Here is a 19,415-nt window from a genome sequence, read left to right as displayed (position 1 = left end):
ATGTCAGCGGCGGCCATTTCTCGTCCCGTGCCAGGTCCGGCCGCTACCGTGGCGGTCATGCCGTCGCCCGCGATCACCGCCCTGGACTCCGCCGGGCTCCCGTACCGGTTGGTCAGCCACGGCGCGGTCGGCAGCCTGGCGGAGGCCGCCGCCGCCCGGGGCGTGGCCGTACCGGACGTGGTCAAGACGATCGTGGTGCGTCGGGGCGCGGACGACCACCTGTTCGTGCTCACCCCCGGCGACCGGGTCGTCTCCTGGCCCAAGCTGCGGGCCCTGCTGGGGGTGCACCGTCTCTCCATGCCGGACGCGGCGGGCGCCCTGGCCGCCACCGGCTACGAGCGCGGCACCATCACCCCGTTCGGCGCGAGCACGGCCTGGCCGGTGATCGCCGACGAGCGGCTGCGCGGTCGGGAGATCACCCTGGGCGCAGGCGAACGTGGTCTCGCCATCGCGGTCGACGCCGACGCCGCGATCACCACGCTCGGCGCCACCGTGGCCGACGTCACCGACCCACAGCCCACCCGCTGAACCCTGTCGTCGTCAGTGCGGCGGCCTACTGTTGGGGACATGCCGAAAGCCGTGTGGAACGACCTGGTCATTGCCGAGAGCGACGACACCGTGCTGGTCGAGGGCAACCACTACTTCCCCCGCTCCGCCCTGCGCGACGACCTGATCCGCGAGTCCGCGACGCACACCGTCTGCCCGTGGAAGGGCACCGCCTCCTACTACACCCTCGAACACGAGGGCAGCACCAGCCAGGACGCGGTCTGGTACTACCCGGAGCCCAAGCCGGACGCCGAGATGGTGCGCGACCGGGTGGCGTTCTGGAAGGACGTTCGGGTCGTCGACTGACCGCTGGGTTGGCTCCGGCGCGCCGCCGTGGGTGAGGATGGCCCCTATGTCCGCGCCCGAGGAACGCCCCGCGCCCGCCGGCACCGTCTACGGCGGTCGCCGGGCGCCAAACTCCGGCCTGTTGAGCGACCCGCTGCTGCGGCTGGCGTTGGCGGTCGGGCTGATCGGCGTACTCGTGGGGGTGGTCTTCGCCACCGGGCTGTTCGGCGGTGACGACGAGCCGGTGGTGCCGGCGACGGTCGGCGCGCCGTCCAGCGTGCCGGCGCCCACCACCCCGGCGGCCGAGCCGAGCCCGACCGCCTCGGTCGAGCCGTCGCCGACCCCGTCGCCCACCACCCCGGCCGGCCCGCCCACCGGGCCGACGATGGTGCGGGCCGCCTCCGGGCTCTGCCTCGCGCTCGACGGCGACGGCGAGAAGGCCGAGGCGGAGCTGGCGGCCTGCACCGGCGGCCCGGAGCAGCAGTGGGTGGTCAACCCGGCCGCCGCGGACGTCGTGACGCTGACCAACGCCGCCTACGGGCAGTGCCTCGACGTGGAGGGCGGCAGCGGGGACGACGGCGCCCGGATGATGCAGTTCCCCTGCCACGGCAGGCCCAACCAGCAGTGGCGACTGACCGCCACCGGCACCGGCCCGGTGCTGCTGGTGGCCGCACACAGCGGCAAGTGCGCGCAGGCCGACGACGACGGCGCCGAGGCCGGGGACGAGGTCCGGCAGCGGCCCTGCGACGGTCGGCCCGTCCAGCAGTGGACCCTCGGCTGACGCATCGGCGTCGCGCCTTCCACCCCCGCCCCACCTCTCCCCGCGATCTTGCACTTTCGGTCGGCGACTTGCCCCATATGCCCTCTTTATCCAGGCAGGAAGTGCAAGATCGGCGAGGGTTAGGGGTTGGTGCGGAGCACGTGTAGCTGGGCCTGGTGTTTGGGGAGGTGGACACGGGTGTGCAGGTCCAGGGTGCGGGACCAGGGCAGCGACTCGTCGACGTTGAGGTCGAAGCCCTCCCGCAGGTGGGTCTCGACCGGGGTTTCCGCCTCCAGGCCGAGCTGATCCACCAACGCGCAGAGCCGTTCACTGGTGCCGTGCAGCAGCGCGGTCAGACCACGCAGGCCGCCCTGCTCGGCGGCCAACGCGTCGAGCTGCGGACGGTGCACGTCCTCCTCCAGCTCGTAGTAGGCGAACGGCGACCCGGCCAGCAGTGCCTCGGTGGCCTGGATCATCAGCTCGTCGTTGGCGACGAGATGCGCCACGATCTGCTCAGCACTGAGCTGCCCTGACGGCGCCGCCCCGAACTCCCCCGCGTCAAGCTCGGCGAAGACCGCGCCATAAGCCCGCCGCAACCCCCCGCTCTCCATCCCCCCAGTCAACCCGCCCCCACCCCGTCGATCATGGAGTTGTGGTGCCCGGTTCACCCGGACGAGAGCCATTTGTCACCCACCACAACTCCATGATCGACAAGGAGGGCGGTTAGCGGCGGGACTGGCGGGAGCGGAGGTAGTCGGACACCACGTACTCGCCCAGGTCGTCGGTGTCCGGGGTGAACATGCGGCCTCGGCTGCGGCGGGCCACCGCGTCGACGAAGCGGCGCAGGCCCGGGTCGTCGCCGAGCATGAACAGGTTGAGCGTGGCGCCGTAACGGCTGAGCCGGTCCACCTCGCGGACGGTCGCCTCGATCGTCTCCGGCAGCGGCGGCCAGTGGAACAGCGCCTCCCCGTCATCCGGGTCCAGGTGGGCGGTCGGCTCGCCGTCGGTGACGACCAACACCACCGGCTCGGCGTCCGGGTGCCGGCGCAGGTGCCGACCCGCCAGTCGCAGCGCGTGCTGGAGGTTGGTGCCCTGTTCCAGGTCCGGCTCCACGGCGGCCAACTCCTGCTGGGTGAGCGTCATCGCCTCCCGGCCGAAGCCCACGATCTGCAGGGCGTCCTGCGGGAAACGCGTCTCCATCAGGTGCGCCAGCGCCAGCGCCGTCTGCTTCATCGGCCCCCAACGACCCTGCGAGATCATCGAGTACGACAGGTCGACGCAGAGCACCACCGCCGCGGAGGCCCTCTTCTCGGTCTCCACCACCTCGAAGTCGTCCGCCGCGAGCTGCACCGGAACGGTCGGCCCGGTCCGGGTGACCGCCCGGGTCAGGGTGCGGACGACGTCCAGGGGCTGCTCGTCGCCGTACTCCCAGGGTCGGGACGCGCCGCTGACCTCGCCGGCGGCACCGGCCGAGCGCAGGTCGTGCTGCCCGCGCGGCCCGGCGGTCAACTCGGCGAAGACCCGCCGCAGCGCGGTCCCGCCGAGCCGGCGCAGTGCCTTCGGGCTGAGCGTGAGCCCGTCCGCGTCCCGGCTCACCCAGCCCTGCCGGCGCAGCTCCCGCTCCAGCTCGCGCAGCCGGCGGACGTCATCCGCGGCGTCCCGGCCCAGCGTGCGAGCCACCGCGTCGACGTCCACGTCGTCCAGAGTGGCCCCGGGGTGGTCCTGGTCGAGCTGGTCCAGCAGGTCGTCCAGCTCGCCGATCTCTCCGAGCGCCCCGGCCGCGTCGGCGTAGCCCAACGGCTGCTCGCCCCGGACCCGCTCCCCGCGTCCCCACCGCAGATCGGGCCGCAACGCCCGCAGGTTCGCGTCGAGCGCGGACAACTCCCCGGCGAGACGGTCCCCCAGCGACTGCTGCATCAGACCGGCCAGCTCGGCGCGCTGCCGGTCGGAGAGCGAGTTCATCAGCCGCTCGCCGGCCGCCGAACGGCGGGCCAGCACGTCGATCAGCTCGTCGACGGTCTCCGGCCGCTCCGGGAAGAAGTCACCGTGCCGGCGCATGAACTCGGCGAACGCGTCGGTGGTGTCCTCCGCGCGCCCGTGCCGGGCCAGCAGGTCGTTCAGGTCCCGCATCATGTCGGCGAGCCGCTGCTGAACGGCCGGGTCGGCGGAGGCGCGTGCCGCGTCGCGCAGCCCGGCGAACCGCTGACCGAGCACGTCGTCACGGAGCTGGTCGAGGATCTGCTGGTACGAGCGACGGGCGTCCTCGCTGGCCCACTGGTAGCCGGACAGCTCCTCGACCGCCCGCGCGGTGGACCGGGGCAGGTTGTCCAGCACCGACTCGGCGAACCGCGCGTCATCGTCGTCGCGGCCCCGCAGTTCGTCCCGCTCGGCGGCGAGGGCCTGGTCGAGCAGTGCCTGCGCACGGGTCACCGCGCCGTCCAGGTCGCCACGACGAAGCGCCTCCCGGCGCAGCCGCCGCGCCCGGGCGGCCAGGTCGTCCAGCCCGCCACGTCCCTGTGGGCCACGACGCAGCAGGTTGCGCAGCGCCTCGCGCAGGCTGCCGCCGGCCAGCACCTCGGCGCCGACCGCGTCCACCGCCTCTTGCACGTCGTACGGGGGTGCGAGCGGATCGGGTCCGCCGCGCCACTGCCCGTACCGGAACCGGTTGCCGGCCACGGTCAGCCCCGGCCGCCGTAGACGGTGCGCCCCGAGTCGGTGACGTCCTTGCCGAGCCGGCGGGTCAGGTGCAGCCCTTCCAGCACGAACTCGACGGCGGCGGCGGCCTCCTCCGGGGTGGGTGCGTCACCCAGGCCGAGCCGGTCCAGCACCTTGGCCAGGCCGGGCACGGTGCCCACCTGGCGCAGCAGCTCGCCGGCGCCGACCAGTTCGCCGGTTTCGATCGCCGCGCCCTCCTCGACGAGTGCCGTGAAGCCGGACAGGTCCAGCCCGGCGAGGTGCGCCCGGAACGTCTCGGCGGTCGCGGTACGCAGCAGGTGGGCGAGGATCTCGATCTCCCGCCCCTCCTCACCGCTCTCGAACTCCACCTTGCCGCGCAGGGTGCTGGTCACCGACACGGCGTCACCGACACGGGCCACGGCGGCCTCGGGGCGACCCTCCGGGGTGTCGGCGGCGGCGAGCAGGCCGGCGCGGCGCAGCGCGGCACCGGCGACCGTCTCGGCGGCGGCGATCGCGAACCGGGCCGAGACGCCCGAGCGCGGGTCCACCGACGGCGACTCCCGCACCGCGCGGGCGAACCGGGCCAGGACCTCCAGCACGTGCTCCGGCACCTCGGCGACCAGGTCGGCCTCCTGCCGGATCAGCGCCAGCTCCAACTCCAGGTCGATCGGGTAGTGGGTACGGATCTCCGCGCCGAACCGGTCCTTGAGCGGCGTGATGATCCGGCCCCGGTTGGTGTAGTCCTCCGGGTTGGCGCTGGCCACCAGGAGCAGGTCCAGCGGCAGCCGCAGTTGGTAGCCACGAACCTGGATGTCCCGCTCCTCCAGCACGTTGAGCAGCGCCACCTGGATCCGCTCGGCCAGGTCGGGCAGCTCGTTGACGGCGAAGATGCCCCGGTTGGTACGGGGTACCAACCCGAAGTGGATCGTTTCCGGGTCACCGAGGGTGCGGCCCTGTGCGATCCGGATCGGGTCGACGTCACCGATCAGGTCACCGACGCTGGTGTCCGGGGTGGCGAGCTTCTCGCCGTACCGCATCGAGCGGTGCAGCCAGCCGACCGGCTGGTCGTCGCCGGCCTCGGCGACCTGGGCGCGGGACGCGGCGGTGAGCGGGTGCATCGGGTGCTCGTTGAGCACCGAGCCCGGAATGACCGGGGTCCACTCGTCGAGGAGCGCGCCCAGCGAGCGGATCAGGCGGGTCTTACCCTGGCCCCGCTCGCCGAGCAGCACCATGTCGTGCCCGGCGAGCAGCGCCCGCTCGACCTCGGGCAGCACGCTGTCGTCGTAGCCGACGATGCCGGGGAAGCGGGCCTCGCCGGAGCGCATCCGGGCGAGGAGGTTGGCACGGAGTTCCTGCTTGACGGTGCGGTACTGGTGACCGGCCGCCCGCAGCGCGCCGAGCGTGCTGGGCAGGTCGGCCGGTGGAACCGGGATTACCGGGGTAGGCGCAGTCACCCGACCCACGCTAGCTCAGGCGCGGCACCACGACGCTCAGCGGTGGTCGGCCACATACGCCTGCGGGTCCTTGTCCCGGAAGGGCAGGTTGCGCCCGTTCTTGTGCTCGCCGTAGAAGGTCAGCCACCGTTGGCCGAGTTCGGCACGCAGCTCGACGCTGGCGTTGCGGCGGAAGTCGGGCAGCGCCTCGTCCTCCTCCTCGGCCAGGTGCTCGCTGTTCTCCCGGCGGGCCGTGCCGACGGCTTCCCACCAGGGCTTCGAGCCGACCGGGTGCAGCTTGGCCTCGGCGATGGCATCCCGGATCTTGTTGTGGTCGCCGATCGCGTCGGTGGTCTCGTCCTCGCCGTCGTCGCCGTGCTTGACCAGGTGGGGATAGAGGATCGCCTCCTCGGCCTCGGCGTGGATGTCCAGGTGCAGGGCGAGGGCGTCCCAGACGGCGAGGAGTTCCTGCTCGTCGCGGGCGTCGTCGAGTCGGGCGAAGCCACGCCGGAAGGAGGCGTGGTCGTCCAGGATCAGCGCGGTGATGTCGTCCACTGTGCTCACTTTCCCGATGGGTCGGCGAACCGGGCGCGCAGCATCCGGGGCACTGCGGCGAGCCCGGTGACCGGACGGAACCGTTTGGCGGCCTCGGCCAGCGCCGCGTACTCGTCGTCGGCGAGGTCGATGTCGGCGGCTGCGGCGTTGCGTTCCATCTGCTCCACGCCGGACGCGCCGGGGATGGCAAGCACGTTGGGGTGGCGCAGCAGGTACGCGAGGGCGATCTGGCTGGGGGTGGCGTCGTGGGCGTCGGCGACCTGGCGCAGGGTGTCGATGAGGGCAGCGCCCCGTTCCAGGTTCTCGGGCAGGAAGTAGGCGTTGGCCCGCCGGATCGCGCCGGTCGGCGGGTTCTTGGCGTCGTACCGGCCGGAGAGAAAGCCCTGGGCCAGCGGGCTGTACGCGATGACCACCCGGCCGGTCTGCTGGGCGTACGGCAGCAGGTCCTGTTCGGGCGCGCGGTCCAGCATGCTGTAGCGGACCTGGTTGCTGAGCACCCGCCGGCCGAGCGCGGCCTCGGCGACCTGCCAGCGACGCAGCCCGTAGTTGCTGACGCCGACCTCGGCGACCAGCCCGACGTCCTGCAACGCCCGCATGCCGCGCATGGTGGAGTGGTCGGCGACGAGCGGGTTGGGCTGGTGCACCTGGTAGAGGTCGAGGGTGGTGACGCCGAGCCGGGCCGCCGAGGCGACGGCTCGCTGCTGCACCACGGCGGCCACCGGCAGCACCGGGAAGATCTTGGTGGCGACGGTGACCTTGGGCCGGTCGTCGCCGAGGGCCGCGCCGAGGATCCGCTCGCTGCGCCCGAACCCGTAGACCTCGGCGGAGTCGAAGACGGTCACGCCCAGCTCGACGGCGCGTCGGACGATCTGCGCGGCCCGCTGCTCGTAGTCGGGGCCGTAACCCCACTCCCGGGAGCCGAACTGCCAGGTGCCCAGTCCGATCTTGGAAAGCGGTTTGGGGGTGTCGAGGGGGATGAACCGCATGGTGTCGAAACTACCCCCGTTGTCCGGGTTCTAACGCGCGATCCCGCGTACCCGGGACCGGGTCTACGCTCATGATCGTGACCTACCTCGCCGCGGATGACCGCTACGACAGCATGACCTACCGGCGCAGCGGACGCAGTGGCCTGCGGCTGCCCGTCGTCTCCCTCGGGCTGTGGCACAACTTCGGCCCGGACCGCCCGTTCGACCGGCAGCGCGACATTGTCCGGCGCGCGTTCGACCTGGGTGTCACCCACTTCGACCTGGCCAACAACTACGGCCCGCCGCCCGGCTCTGCCGAGGAGAACTTCGGCCGGATGCTCGCCACCGACCTGAAGCCGTACCGGGACGAGCTGGTCATCTCCAGCAAGGCCGGCTACCTCATGTGGCCCGGCCCGTACGGCGAGTGGGGCTCGCGCAAGTACCTGATCTCGTCGCTGGACCAGTCGCTGAGCCGGATGGGCCTGGACTACGTCGACATCTTCTACTCGCACCGGTTCGACCCGGACACCCCGCTGGAGGAGACGATGGGCGCGTTGGACGCCATCGTCCGCTCCGGCAAGGCGCTCTACGTCGGCATCTCGAACTACAACTCGGAGCAGACCGCCCGCGCCGCCGCGATCCTGCGCGACCTCGGCACGCCGCTGCTGATCAACCAGCCGTCGTACTCGATGCTCAACCGCTGGACCGAGTCCGACGGCCTGCTCGACACGCTGGAGGAGGTCGGTGCCGGCTGCATCGCGTACAGCCCTCTGGCCCAGGGCCTGCTGACGGACCGCTACCTGGGCGGCATCCCGGCCGACTCGCGGGTGCGCACCAGCGTCTTCCTCAACGAGAGCGACCTCAGCGACGAGAAGATGGCCACCATCCGAGGGCTCGGCGCGGTCGCCGAGCGGCGCGGCCAGTCACTGGCCCAACTCGCGCTGGCCTGGGCGCTGCGCGACCCGCGGATGACCAGCCTGATCATCGGGGCGAGCAGCGTCGAGCAGTTGGAGGCCAACGTCGCCGCCGTCGGCAACCTCGACTTCACCGCCGACGAACTGGCCGAGATCGACCGACTGCTGGGCTGAGCGCCCGCGATACCGCGATACGACGTTGGCCGGCACCCTTCCCGGGGTGCCGGCCAACACGGTTGTTGGGCAGGACGTCCCGGCAACGGCCGGACGATTATCGCGCGTCGTCCCGCCTCGCCGCGGCCAGGACCCGATCGACGAGGTCTTCGACGAAGGGCCGATCCGCCGGTTGAACCTGGAAACCCGCGCGCACGAGCACCCCGCCCACCAGGAGCGCCAGCGAAGGCTCGACATCCTCGGCCCGCAGGTGAGAGCGGAGGGCCGAGTCCAGTGACCGGGTCCCGGCCGCGTAGAGCCGCTCGCGCAGTTCATCGACGATGGGGTCACTGCCGGCCCGCTCAAGGAGCCCGCCGAAAACCCTGACCAGGTGCCCGTCGGCGAGGTCCTGCCCGAAGTCGAGCAAGCCGGCTATCAGGTCGTGGCGTAGGTCGCCGGTCAACTGGGGGTGCCCGACTGCGGCACACATCTGATCGACCGACGCCCGAACCAGGTCCAGGCGCGTTGGCCAGTGCGCATAGATGGTCGCCTTGGAGTAGCCCGCCCGGTGCGCGACCTCGGCGTGAGTCACCGCCGCCCAACCCTGCTCCAGGAACAGCGCCGTGGCCGCGTCGACGACATCCCGCCGGGTCCGCTGAACCCTCGGATCGACGCTGTCGGCTTCCTGCTCCACGACCACCGACCCTACCGAACAGCCAAACCATCCGACAACTTCTGAACACCTTGTCTATTACTGAACAACTAGGCTAGGTTCGGAGGCATGCTTCCCCGAGAGGAACTCGTGATGACCGACCCTGCACAAACGCTGCGGACACCGCCCGTCAGCGCACTCACCATCGGCCTGTGGACCGCCCAGGGAGCCCTCGCGCTGATCTTCGCGGGCGGCGGCGTCTGGAAAATCGTCACGCCCATCGAGCGGGTCGCCGAGGCGTTCGCCTGGGCAGGCGAGGTCCCACCGGGCCTGTTCTACGCGACCGCCGCACTCGACATCCTCGGCGGGATCGGCGTGCTCCTGCCCTCGCTCACCCGAATCAGGCCCGAAGTGACAGTGCTCGCGGCTCTCGGGTGCGTCGCGCTGCAAGCCTCCGCGATCGTCTTCCACCTCTCCCGGGGAGAGGCCGCGGACACGCCCGTCAACGTCCTGTTCATCGTGCTCGCGCTCTTCGTCGCCTGGGGGCGTCGCTCGAAGGCCCCGATCGCGCCTCGGGCATGACACACCGCACCACCGAGCCGTCGACCACTACCCATCTTGGAGCAGAGTTGAAGAGGAACTATCGCATCGTCGCGGCGACGTTGGCGGCAGCGGCGTTGTCCGTCGCCGGCCTCGGGCAGGTGACGTCGGCCGACAGCGCGCAGGCAAAATCACCCGCCGGCCATGATCGAGCTGTGTGGAGCGACAGGGCGCCAATGAACACGGCACGGGCGGAGGTAGGGGTGGCCGCGCTCGACGGCCGCGTCTATGTCGTCGGTGGCACCGTGCAGGACGGCGACGAGCAGCCAACGTGGGCGACGACCCTGGTCACCAGCTACGACCCGCGTACCGACCGGTGGCGGCAGCACGCGCCCCTGCCGCGCCCCCTCACGCACGTCGGCGTGGCCGGGCTGAACGGAAAGTTGTACGCCTTCGGCGGCTTCACCGACATCGTGCACATGCATCCGCAGCAGGTGGCCTACGCCTACGACCCGCTGCGCAACGCCTGGAGCCGGCTGCCGGACATGCCCCAGAAGCTGGGCTCGGTCGGCGTCGCGGCGGTGAACGGAAAGCTGCACCTGCTCGGCGGACGGGACTCCCACACGGTCGTGACCCTGCCGGATCCGCCGATCTCCATGGGGTACGGCACTGTCCGGACCCACCTGACGTACGATCCGGCGCGGCGCAGCTGGTCCACGGCCGAGCCACTGCCGGTCGAGCCGCGCGACCACGCGGGAGTCGCCGTCCTCGGCGATCGCGTGCACGTGTTCGGCGGCCGGGTCGCCGACGGGGAGGACAGCCTCGCACGCCATGACGTCTACGACACCCGGACCCGACGGTGGAGCAGGGCAGCCCCCTTGCCGACGCCCCGCTCCGCCGGAGCCGCAGTCGTGCTCAACGGCCGGATCGTGTACGCCGGCGGCGAGTGCAGGCCGGACGAGACCACCTACGACGACGTGACGGCGTACGACCCCCGCAAGGACCGCTGGACCACGCTGTCGCCGTTGCCGCAGGGCCGGCACGGATTGGGCGCCGCCCGGGTCGGCGATCGCGGCTACTTCGTGGCGGGGGCGCTCACCTGCGGCGGCGGGGCAAGCGCCGACACGTTGGAGCTGAACCTCAGGTGAGACCGGCCAGGTGCCGTTCGACCGGCACCTGGGCTGAGCGCCGCCGGGTGTCGGGCGGGTCGGGTCACCAGATCCGGCGCCGCCCGGCCCGGTGGTTGCGTACCTCGCACTGCCGCCCGACCGGCGCGACGGCTCCGCGCCGACGCCGGCCGACGCCGATCAGCAACGCGAGGACCAGCACGGTGGCCGCGCCGGCCAGCACCGGCCACCGCGCGCCGAGGTCGCGTACCGACGCCACGGGCACGCCCGGGTCGGCCGCCGCCGCCACCGTCGACGCGGCGGCGGCCGGCCGACTCGCCGTGGTACGCGGGACAGCCGGCGCGCTCTTCGCCGTGCCGCTCCGCGCCGCCCGGAACACCACGTCGGAGCAGGAGTAGTAGGTGTCCGGGGTGTTGGAGTTCTGCCAGATCGTGTAGATCAGGTGCCGGCCGCTGCGGCCCGCCGGCAGCCGGCCCGCCAGTTGGTACGCCCTGGCCCGCACCGGCGGGTCGGTCACCGTCAGAAACGGGCGCGACTCCAGATCCGACCAGGTCAGCGGTCTACGAGGGTCGTAGTCGGGCCGGGTGACGTAGAGCCGGAAGGTTCCCCGGTGCTCGATCGTGGTCCGGTACCGGAAGGTGAACGTCGCTCCGGCGGTCAGCTCGGTGCTCGGCCAGTCGGTCCGGGGCAGGTCCAGTCCCCGGTACGCGGACAGCCCACCGCTGCACAACTCACCGTCCGGGATCCGCTGCCGGTCCCGGCCGTTGATCGCGGCCACCCGCACGTTGTCCCACTCCCGCACGGCGGCTCCCGCCGCGACCGCCGCCCGGCAGGCACTGGTGGCCGCGTACCGGCCCTCGGGGCCGCAGGCCGCCGCCCGACTGATCGGGTCGGTCGGTGCGCCGTGCGCGGCTGCGGGCGTGGCGGCCAGTGGCACGGTCGCGGCAGCGACAAGCACCGTGGCGAGCAGCCGGCGTACGGTCATGACGTTGACCTCCCGCCAGTGGTACGAGCGCGGGGAGGCAAAGGTTCGACGCCGCGTGGCCGGGAATCGTGGGTGCGGCCAGGGCGTTCCGATAGACGGTACGGATCGAGGCCAGACCCCAGGCCGAGGAGGCAGACATGAAGGTACGCACCTCGTTGCGCGCGCTCAAGCAGAAGCCGGGCTCAGTGGTGGTCCGCCGGCACGGCCGGGTGGTCGTGGTGAACCGCGCGAACCCGCAGTGGAAGAGCCGCCAGGGCTGACAACGCCCTTAGCGGACATACAGTCGACAACGCCCCGACCGGGTAACTTTCCGGTCGGGGCGTTGTCGCGTCTCCGTCGTTTCCGGCTACGCCACGAAACGCGTACGGCGGCGGCGGGCGATCAGGTAGCCGGCACCGCCGAGGAGCAGGAGCGCTCCCCCCACGCCGGCGACGGTCGTGGTGCCGGCACCGGTCACGGGCAGCCCACCGCCCTCACCGCTCGAACTGGCCGAGGGCGTGACGGACGGCGTGACGGACGGCGAGGCGGTCGGCGCGACGGTCGGCGTCGCGGTCGGCGTGGGGCTGGCGGTCGGGCTCGGCGTCACCAGCTCGACGCCGACAAAACCGATCGGGCCGTTCAGCCCTCCGAGTTGCCCGGCGGGAGCCGCCAACGTCAGCGCGGCGTCGGTGCCGCGGACCGCCTTCGTGCCCTGGCCAGCCCACTGGTCGGCCAGCGCTTGTACGCCGCCGCGCGCGTCGGCGTACTCCTTGCTGAACCACTGGTGGATGATCGAGGAGATCTTCTCAGCCCGAGCGTCCGTCTTGGTGGAGATCCCCACCCCGGTGACGGCCAGACTCTCGCCCGGCGCGAGCTTCTGGTCGAACGCGCACCAGGCCGTCTCCTGGTTGCTGTCGACCGCGTACCAGCAGTTCTCGTACTTCTTGGTGTAATCCAGATCGTTGAGGATCCGCACCTGGACGACGAGGCCTTCGACCGGGGCGTCGCCCGCGTTCGTCACGCCCAGCACAGCGGGCACGTCCGCGCCCTGACCGACCAGATACTTGCGGTTCTTACCCGTCTGCGGGTCCTTCTCCCCGCCGGCGGCGAGCTTCGCCGGGTCGGGTTGATTCGGAGCAGCGGCGGCGGCTGGTGCGGCGGCGAGACCGAGCGCAAGGATCGTGGCGCTCACGGCAAACCCGGTGTATCGGCGGATCGTCATAGAAACCCCCGTGCATGAATGAAGACGACCGCGACACGGTACAGCTGCTACCTTCCGCGCCCTGTCCCCATCTATCGGGCAAAGCCGGGCCAGGTGGGACAACATCGACGCATCGTGGGGGATGCGCGGCACGTGGTTCTCGATGCCAGGAAGGCTGGGGCGGGGCCGGCGGCAGCGCTTGCCTGTCGGCCACGGTCGCCGTTTGGAAACGAGTCAGGGCGCCCGTCATGTCTGACGAACGCCCTGATCTCCAAGGGTGGAGCCGAGGGGACTCGAACCCCTGACCCCCACACTGCCAGTGTGGTGCGCTACCAGCTGCGCCACGGCCCCTTGCTGTCACCCGGTCGCCCGGGCACTGGGAAACTATACACAGACCGGCGGGCATGGTCATCTCGCGGGGTCCCCGGCGGGCCGGGGTCAGTTGAGCGCCACGTCCGGCGGGAAGTGGGCCACGGCGGCCATCATGCCGCCCTGCCGGCGCAGCACCATCGGCCACAGGTCGTCCGGGCGGTCGACGAAGGCGTCACCGGGCAGGGCGTCCAGGAGGAACCAGGAGCCGTCGGCGATCTCCTGCTCCAACTGCCCGCTGCCCCAGCCGGAGTAGCCGGCGAACACCCGGATGCCGCCGATGCTCTCCCGCAGCTTCTCCGGGTCGATCGAGAGGTCGATCGTGCCGACCGCCCCGGAGACCTGATGGAAGCCCTTGAGCCGGCGCAGCGGCTGCCGCATGCGGGCCAGGCAGATGGCCGAGTCGGGCTGCACCGGCCCGCCCTCGAAGAGGACCGCCGGGTCGCGGGCCAGGTCGCTCCAGTCGCCCAGCACCTCGGCGACCGGCACCTCGGTGGCCCGGTTCAGCACCACGCCGAGCGCGCCGCCCGGCTCGTGGGCCACCAGCAGCACCACCGTACGGTCGAAGTTCGGGTCCTTGAGCGCCGGAGTCGCGACCAGCAGCCGCCCGGTCATCGACTCCATCGCCCGTCCGCCGATCGCCTGGCCCTCTCCCTGCATCCCACCTACCGTCAATCGTGAGCCCGGACCGGGGACCCGCCACCCGGGGGATCCGCACGGTGCGCCAGCTTCAGCCGCGCTGTCAACGCCATGCCTGGCACCATAGCTTGCGTCCCGGGCGCTGGCTAAGGTCTGACCGGCGGGTGATCAGACAGTTAAGACGAAGGTTCGGTGGCACGGACGGCCGAGTCGCGATGATCGACGGATCCGGCCCGCACGCCCTCCTCGACGTCACCCCGCATGACCTGGAAACTCCGTACGAGCGGCCGTCGAGGGCTCCGGAGCGCCGCTTTCGCGGGACGTGCGTCGGCGATGCTGGCTACTTGTCGATTGCGTTGATCCCCGGCGACTTTCCCTGCCTTTCGCACCGCCCTGGGCCGGCCCGTGCGCGACCCGGCCCCGGTTCACCGGACGAGCGGCACCACCGACGCCGGAGAAACGACCGAAAGGTCCGGCACATCCCGATAGATTCGGCTGGTCGAGAGGGCGACCGCGATCGTCCCTGCGCGCACGCGACACGGAGGCAGGTGGCGATGGCAACGGTCCGGGACGCGACGTACGACGTGCTCCGCAGCCTCGGCATGACCACCGTCTTCGGCAATCCCGGTTCCACCGAGGAGCCGTTCCTGCGGGACTTCCCGGACGACTTCCACTACGTCCACGCCCTGCACGAGGCCACGGCCGTCGCGATGGCCGACGGGTACGCCCAGGCCACGGGTGCGCCCGCGCACGTCAACCTGCACACCGCCCCCGGCACCGGCAACGGCATGGGCAACCTCGTCACCGCCTGGCACAACAAGACCCCACTGATCGTCACCGCCGGCCAGCAGACCCGGGAGATGCTGCTGCTCGAACCCCGGCTGACCAGCCGTCGGGCCGTCGAGCTGCCCGAGCCGTACGTCAAGTGGAGCTACGAACCGGTCCGCGCGCAGGACATCCCGGCGGCGCTGCTGCGGGCGTACGCGACCGCCGTGCAGCCGCCGGCCGGGCCGGTCTTCCTCTCGCTGCCGATGGACGACTGGGCGCAGCCGGCCGAGGCGGCACCCGCGTCGCGCTCGGTGGCCACCCGGTTCGGGCCGGACCCCCAGCGGTTGGCCGAGTTCGCCCGGGTGCTGGCCGACAGCCGCAACCCCGCGCTGGTGTTCGGTCCCGGGGTGGACCGCTCCGGCAGTTGGTCGGCGGCGGTCGCGCTGGCGGAACGGCTGGCCGCGCCGGTCTGGTCCGCTCCCGCACCGGAGCGGGCCGTCTTTCCGGAGGACCACCCGAGCTTCCGTGGGGTGTTGCCGTTCGCGATCGGCCCGTTGGCCGAGGCACTGGGCGGGCACGACACCGTCCTGGTCATCGGCGCCCCGGTGTTCCGCTACTACCCGTACGTGCCGGGCGGCCACCTGCCCGAGGGCGCCCGGCTGCTGCACGTCACGGACGACCCGGACGAGGCCGCGCGGGCTCCGGTCGGGGACAGCCTGCTCGGCGATCCCGGGCTGACCCTGACCGCACTGCTCGACCTGGTTCCTCCAGCCGACCGACAGCCCCCGACGCCCCGGGCCGCTCCGGCACCCCCGGAGATCACCGCGCCGCTGAGCGCCGACGCCCTGTTCGCCGCGCTGGCGACGCACTGGCCGGAGGACGGCGTGCTGGTCCAGGAGTCGCCGTCCAACCTGTCCGCGCTGCGCCGCCGGCTGCGGATCACCCAACCGGCGTCGTACTTCACGATGGCCAGCGGTGGCCTCGGCTACGGCCTGCCGGCGGCGGTCGGGGTGGCGCTGGCCGAGCGGGACACCGGGCGCGGACGCCCGGTGGTGGCGGTGATCGGCGACGGCTCGTTCCACTACTCGGTGCAGGCGCTGTGGACCGCCGCGCGACTGTCACTGCCCGTGGTGGTCATCGTCCCGGTCAACCAGCAGTACGCGATCCTCAAGGCGTTCGCCGAGTTGAAGGACACGCCCGGGGTGCCTGGGCTGGACCTGCCGGGGTTGGACGTCACCGCGATAGCGGCCGGCTACGGCTGCACCACCGAGGTGGTGCAGACTCCCGACGATCTCGGCGCGGCGCTCGCGACCGGCCTGCGCGCCGACGGTCCCACCGTGCTGCCGGTGCCGATCAGCACCGACGTACCCAAGATCCTCTGATCCTGGCGCGCCGGCGCCGGATCACCGGGCCGCGATCGACAGTGGAGCGCCGGTGAAGACGTCCAGCACCGGCCGCGCCCCCAGCGGGGCGGTCAGGGTGACGGTGACCGGCTCGGACTTGAGCAGGTCGATGCATTCGCCAGTGGGCCGGGTGACTCCACCGCCGACCACCACCACGTCCGGTCGTTCCCGCACCAGCGGGGTGATCCCGGTGTCGCACGCGCCGACGCCGAGCCGGACGGTCAGCCGTGCCCCGTCGACCGCCACCAGGTCCTGGGCGGCCACCAGCCCGTCCGCCAGCGGCTGTGCCGGCGCGGTGGGCTCGGGGGCCGGGGCGACCGCCGTCGGCGCGACCGCGAGCCGGGCCACCGGGGTGGCCAACTCCTCGACCGCGAACAGCCAGGCCGGGACCTGAGCCTCACCCCGACTGGTACGCACCGGCACGGCGCCGAGCGTGACACCGGTGACGGTCAACGCGAGGCAGGCGGTCTGTGTCGCGCTGGTGGACCAACCATCCGGTCCTGGTTCGACGGTGGGGCCGCCCGGGGTGGGTAGGCCGGGCCGCTTGGGCCGCCCCGGGCAGGGCAGCGGGTCACCCTGGTCGAGCTGCCGGTACGCCTCGGACGCGCTGACCAGCGGCAGGGTCAACCGGCCGTCCGGGAATCGGATCTCCCCGTCACCCACACCGGCCGACGGGATGGGGATCTGGGCGCGGTACCAACCGGCGCGGAAGGCCGACTCGGTGTCGGGAGTGAAGCGCGGGTCGCCGGGGAGCACGGTCGGCCCCTGCAACGGGACGTACCCGGTGCGCCAGTCGGGGCCGGGTCGCCACGCCTCGGCGACCTCGGTGGCCCGCCGGTCGAACGCCTCCGCGCGGTGCTCCGGGCCGGCGGGCCGCTCGGCCGGGTCGACGCCGGTCGCGGCGCAGCCCAGCGTGCAGAGCAGCGGGAGTACGAGCAGTAGGGCCTCTCGACGCATGCCAGGTTCGACGTGTCCGCCGGCACCCCGGTTCCCGTCAGGTCTCGCCCCCCAGATCCATCTGGTACGCCTGCCACAGCAGGTCGGCACCCCGCCGCCGATGCCGGGTCAACACCCGCAACAGGTGGCTCGCCCGGTGTCGTAACTCGTCGAGGCTGGCCTCGGGCCGCTCGGCGACCCGCTGCACGGCCACCATCGCGGCGACGATCGCGGAGTGCTCCCGGGTCAGCAGCCGAACCCGGTGGTCCAGCCGGGGCGAGTGGGTGAGCAACTCCCGGTAGAGGCCGCCAGGCCCCTCGGTGACCCGGACGTGCTCGGCGAAGCCCTGCCCGACCGGACGCAGCCGGAGCAGCACGTTCTCCCGCCAGCGCGGCTCGGTCGTGGCGTTGGCGACGGCCCGGGCAAGTGCGTGCACGTCACCGGCGAGCCCGGCGGGGCGCGGCTGACCGGGCAGCCCGGCCGGGTATGGCTGGGTCACGGAGGACCGGGTGGTGACTGACGGCTGCTGGACCGGACCGGTGACCATGGCACCTCCCGCGCTGCGCTGCTACCCCATACCGCGATGGTGAACCCGCCCGTACGCGCCTGTCCAGAGGCCCTGGCCGCCTCATCCGCCCCATCAGGCACATCGGCCACTCCCGTCCCGGCCGCACCCGATCGAGGCCCAGTGACGCCCCCTAGACACGGCGTCAGCGGCGCACCCCGTCACGTGCCGGGCTGGTGCTCCGCGAGGTGGCGCAGGTCGGCGGCGACGGCGTGCGCGACGCCGTCCGGCCGGTCATCGGGCCGGCCCGTCGTGATCGCGTCGGCGAGCGCCCGCAACTCGGAAGGGGGCAGGGTGGGCAGCCCCATGCCCCGCAGCGGGACCGCGACGCGGTGCCCGCTGTCCCGATCAGTGGCGATGACGACCGACAGCCGGTGCCCGCGGGCCGGCGGCTCGTCCCCCGCCGCGCGGTACGACACCGTGGGGGTGTCGATGCGGGCGGCGGCGAGATCGACGGTACGGCTGCGAAACGGTCCCCGCACCCGCACCCGGCTGCCGTCCAGCCAGGCGGCCGTTCGCAGCACCCGCAGCACCAGGTAGACGCCGAGCAGCACGAGTGGCAGCCCGCACAGCCCCGCCAGCGGGCCGATACCCGGCTGGTCCCCGTCGGCGGGTTCCCGTAGCCCGGACGGCAGCATCCCCGGCGGCAGGTCACGGGCGTCCTCGTAGGAGGCGAGCCCGTTGCCCGTGCCGGTGAGGCGGCGCAGCAGCCCGTCGGCGATCAGCGGCAGCACCACGAACGCGACGCCCACCGCGGCGGCGAAGACACCGGCCACCACCGAGACGGTGCGTTGGCCGGGGGACGCGCCGACCGACAGACGCAGCTCCTGGTTCGTCACAGCGGGCAGCGTAGGCGAAAAAGGGCCGCCGTCACGGAACGACGAAGCGCCCCGGCCGGTGGCCGGGGCGCTTCGCTTCGAGGTGGTGGAGGTGCCGGGAATCGAACCCGGGTCCTTCGCCGGTTTGTCAGGGCTTCTCCGAGCGCAGCTCGCTGTGCCTCTACTCGGCCCCACCGCTCACGCGAGCAAGTTGGTGTGACGGGCCCAGTCGCTGATTAATCTCGCCGCACGGACCCCGCGACCGGGTCCGATTGGCCAGCCTCCTAGCTGATGCCGGCTACTGGGACGAAGGCGTTCCCAGGCCGACAGACTTAGCTACTCGCCTCAGGCGGCGAGAGCGAAGTCAGCGCGAGTGTTCTTGGCGCTTATAAGTTTCCGACGACCGATTCTCGAGACGACGTCGGCTTCCTCGGCTCGCTTCCCCTGTCGCTGCGTACGAAGTCGAAACCAGTCACCCCCTCGACAGGCCGCCGATGTGGCGGCACTGACAAGACTAACGCCTGGCGCAACAGCTTTCATCCCGAGCCCCGGGCCGACGCGCCGACCCGGACAGACGGGATGAATCAGTCACCCATGCCCTTGCCGCGCCGACCGGACACCCGGGCGATCTCCCGGTCCGCGTCCCGCTTGGCGAGGTCCTGACGCTTGTCGTACGACTTCTTGCCCTTGGCCAGGGCGATCTCGACCTTGGCCCAGCCGTCGGAGAAGTAGACCTGCAACGGGACGATCGTCAGCCCGCCCTCGCGGGTCTTGCCGATCAGCTTGTCGATCTCACCGCGGTTGAGCAGCAACTTGCGGGTACGCCGGGGCTCGTGGTTGGTCCAGGTGCCCTGGGTGTACTCCGGAATGTGCATCGCGTGCAGGTACAACTCGCCGTCGCGCTCCTGGGCGAACGCGTCGACCAGCGACGCCCGCCCGGCCCGCAGCGACTTGACCTCGGTGCCGGTGAGCGCCATGCCCGCCTCGTACGTGTCGAGGATCGAGTAGTCGTGGCGTGCCTTCTTGTTGGAGGCGACCACCTTGCGCCCCTTTTCCCGTGGCATCGGTGCCACCCCCTCTCCTCCGACGTCCGTGGCCGGGGCCACCCCGGCCGGACAACCGATCATGCTACCTGAATGACAAGGA

General features: G+C 72.1%; 21 protein-coding genes, 1 tRNA gene and 1 other RNA gene. 8 read left to right on the top strand and 15 right to left on the bottom strand.

Annotated elements, in window-relative coordinates; genetic code table 11:
- The first annotated feature begins 57 nt into the window (after positions 1-57).
- Genes ABZ780_RS25555 through ABZ780_RS25545 form a run of 3 tightly spaced genes read left to right on the top strand, consistent with a single transcriptional unit; the run spans position 58 to position 1,612 of the window.
- Positions 58-528: a YbaK/EbsC family protein gene (locus ABZ780_RS25555; RefSeq protein WP_357008653.1), complete on the top strand. Its 471-nt coding sequence runs from the start codon at positions 58-60 to the stop codon at positions 526-528.
- Between the two features lie 39 nt (positions 529-567).
- On the top strand, positions 568-852 hold the full coding sequence (locus tag ABZ780_RS25550) for a DUF427 domain-containing protein (RefSeq protein ID WP_357008656.1): 285 nt from the start codon (positions 568-570) through the stop codon (positions 850-852).
- 46 nt (positions 853-898) lie between these two features.
- Positions 899-1,612: an RICIN domain-containing protein gene (locus ABZ780_RS25545; protein ID WP_357008660.1), complete on the top strand. Its 714-nt coding sequence runs from the start codon at positions 899-901 to the stop codon at positions 1,610-1,612.
- Positions 1,613-1,731: 119 nt separating this feature from the next.
- Here ABZ780_RS25545 and ABZ780_RS25540 read toward each other — a convergent pair whose 3' ends face one another.
- The 5 genes from ABZ780_RS25540 to ABZ780_RS25520 all read right to left on the bottom strand — a co-directional run bounded on the left by ABZ780_RS25540 (position 1,732) and on the right by ABZ780_RS25520 (position 7,241).
- Positions 1,732-2,202 (bottom strand): hypothetical protein, encoded by a 471-nt coding sequence (locus tag ABZ780_RS25540; protein ID WP_357008663.1) that lies wholly within the window; start codon positions 2,200-2,202, stop codon positions 1,732-1,734.
- A 112-nt stretch (positions 2,203-2,314) separates the two neighbouring features.
- The gene (locus tag ABZ780_RS25535) at positions 2,315-4,267 is read right to left on the bottom strand and encodes a VWA domain-containing protein (protein WP_357008665.1); all 1,953 of its coding nucleotides are present in this window, start codon (positions 4,265-4,267) and stop codon (positions 2,315-2,317) included.
- A gap of 2 nt (positions 4,268-4,269) precedes the next feature.
- Positions 4,270-5,730, bottom strand: a complete 1,461-nt coding sequence (locus ABZ780_RS25530; RefSeq protein WP_357008668.1) for a sigma 54-interacting transcriptional regulator — start codon at positions 5,728-5,730, stop codon at positions 4,270-4,272.
- 27 nt (positions 5,731-5,757) lie between these two features.
- Positions 5,758-6,255: a hemerythrin domain-containing protein gene (locus ABZ780_RS25525; protein ID WP_357008671.1), complete on the bottom strand. Its 498-nt coding sequence runs from the start codon at positions 6,253-6,255 to the stop codon at positions 5,758-5,760.
- Between the two features lie 5 nt (positions 6,256-6,260).
- Entirely contained in the window at positions 6,261-7,241 is a 981-nt protein-coding gene (locus ABZ780_RS25520) for an aldo/keto reductase (RefSeq protein WP_357008673.1), read from the bottom strand.
- A gap of 71 nt (positions 7,242-7,312) precedes the next feature.
- Here ABZ780_RS25520 and mgrA point away from each other — a divergent pair, with 71 nt between their 5' ends.
- Complete coding sequence (gene mgrA / locus ABZ780_RS25515; RefSeq protein ID WP_357008676.1) at positions 7,313-8,308, top strand: L-glyceraldehyde 3-phosphate reductase; 996 nt, start codon at positions 7,313-7,315, stop codon at positions 8,306-8,308.
- Positions 8,309-8,405: 97 nt separating this feature from the next.
- Here the strand turns inward: mgrA and ABZ780_RS25510 are convergent, their stop codons facing one another.
- Positions 8,406-8,981: a TetR/AcrR family transcriptional regulator gene (locus ABZ780_RS25510; RefSeq protein WP_357008679.1), complete on the bottom strand. Its 576-nt coding sequence runs from the start codon at positions 8,979-8,981 to the stop codon at positions 8,406-8,408.
- Between the two features lie 111 nt (positions 8,982-9,092).
- Between ABZ780_RS25510 and ABZ780_RS25505 the strand changes: the two genes are divergently transcribed.
- Together ABZ780_RS25505 and ABZ780_RS25500 are read left to right on the top strand one after the other, a co-directional pair.
- Positions 9,093-9,521 carry a DoxX family protein gene (locus ABZ780_RS25505; protein ID WP_357008682.1) on the top strand — a complete coding sequence of 143 codons (429 nt, stop codon included), beginning with the start codon at positions 9,093-9,095 and terminating at the stop codon, positions 9,519-9,521.
- Between the two features lie 194 nt (positions 9,522-9,715).
- Positions 9,716-10,627: a kelch repeat-containing protein gene (locus tag ABZ780_RS25500; RefSeq protein WP_357487709.1), complete on the top strand. Its 912-nt coding sequence runs from the start codon at positions 9,716-9,718 to the stop codon at positions 10,625-10,627.
- A gap of 64 nt (positions 10,628-10,691) precedes the next feature.
- Here ABZ780_RS25500 and ABZ780_RS25495 read toward each other — a convergent pair whose 3' ends face one another.
- Positions 10,692-11,591 carry a lytic polysaccharide monooxygenase gene (locus tag ABZ780_RS25495; protein WP_357008687.1) on the bottom strand — a complete coding sequence of 300 codons (900 nt, stop codon included), beginning with the start codon at positions 11,589-11,591 and terminating at the stop codon, positions 10,692-10,694.
- A 137-nt stretch (positions 11,592-11,728) separates the two neighbouring features.
- Between ABZ780_RS25495 and ABZ780_RS25490 the strand changes: the two genes are divergently transcribed.
- Positions 11,729-11,851, top strand: a complete 123-nt coding sequence (locus ABZ780_RS25490) for a 50S ribosomal protein L36 (protein WP_357008690.1) — start codon at positions 11,729-11,731, stop codon at positions 11,849-11,851.
- Between the two features lie 86 nt (positions 11,852-11,937).
- Here ABZ780_RS25490 and ABZ780_RS25485 read toward each other — a convergent pair whose 3' ends face one another.
- The 3 genes from ABZ780_RS25485 to ABZ780_RS25475 all read right to left on the bottom strand — a co-directional run bounded on the left by ABZ780_RS25485 (position 11,938) and on the right by ABZ780_RS25475 (position 13,800).
- Positions 11,938-12,762 (bottom strand): LPXTG cell wall anchor domain-containing protein, encoded by an 825-nt coding sequence (locus tag ABZ780_RS25485; protein WP_357008693.1) that lies wholly within the window; start codon positions 12,760-12,762, stop codon positions 11,938-11,940.
- 287 nt (positions 12,763-13,049) lie between these two features.
- A tRNA-Ala gene (locus tag ABZ780_RS25480) sits at positions 13,050-13,122 on the bottom strand.
- Positions 13,123-13,209: 87 nt separating this feature from the next.
- Positions 13,210-13,800: a YqgE/AlgH family protein gene (locus ABZ780_RS25475; RefSeq protein ID WP_357008696.1), complete on the bottom strand. Its 591-nt coding sequence runs from the start codon at positions 13,798-13,800 to the stop codon at positions 13,210-13,212.
- 533 nt (positions 13,801-14,333) lie between these two features.
- On the opposite strand from ABZ780_RS25475, the gene mdlC reads away from it, so the two are divergent.
- Complete coding sequence (gene mdlC, locus ABZ780_RS25470) at positions 14,334-15,929, top strand: benzoylformate decarboxylase (RefSeq protein WP_357008699.1); 1,596 nt, start codon at positions 14,334-14,336, stop codon at positions 15,927-15,929.
- A gap of 21 nt (positions 15,930-15,950) precedes the next feature.
- On the opposite strand, the gene ABZ780_RS25465 is transcribed toward mdlC, so the two are convergent.
- From ABZ780_RS25465 to smpB, 5 genes are all read right to left on the bottom strand, one after another.
- Positions 15,951-16,907, bottom strand: coding sequence for a hypothetical protein (locus ABZ780_RS25465; RefSeq protein ID WP_357008702.1), 957 nt, complete (start codon positions 16,905-16,907; stop codon positions 15,951-15,953).
- A 37-nt stretch (positions 16,908-16,944) separates the two neighbouring features.
- Entirely contained in the window at positions 16,945-17,385 is a 441-nt protein-coding gene (locus ABZ780_RS25460) for a hypothetical protein (protein ID WP_357008705.1), read from the bottom strand.
- A gap of 227 nt (positions 17,386-17,612) precedes the next feature.
- Positions 17,613-18,290, bottom strand: a complete 678-nt coding sequence (locus ABZ780_RS25455; protein ID WP_357008707.1) for a hypothetical protein — start codon at positions 18,288-18,290, stop codon at positions 17,613-17,615.
- Positions 18,291-18,373: 83 nt separating this feature from the next.
- Positions 18,374-18,749, bottom strand: a transfer-messenger RNA (tmRNA) gene (gene ssrA / locus ABZ780_RS25450).
- 104 nt (positions 18,750-18,853) lie between these two features.
- Positions 18,854-19,333 (bottom strand): SsrA-binding protein SmpB, encoded by a 480-nt coding sequence (gene smpB / locus ABZ780_RS25445; RefSeq protein WP_357008710.1) that lies wholly within the window; start codon positions 19,331-19,333, stop codon positions 18,854-18,856.
- Positions 19,334-19,415: the final 82 nt, after the last annotated feature.

The organism is Micromonospora sp. NPDC047467 (genome assembly GCF_040643095.1).
Taxonomy (GTDB): domain Bacteria; phylum Actinomycetota; class Actinomycetes; order Mycobacteriales; family Micromonosporaceae; genus Micromonospora.
Note: the sequence above shows the minus strand (reverse complement) of the source record. Positions and strands in the feature narration are given on the sequence as shown.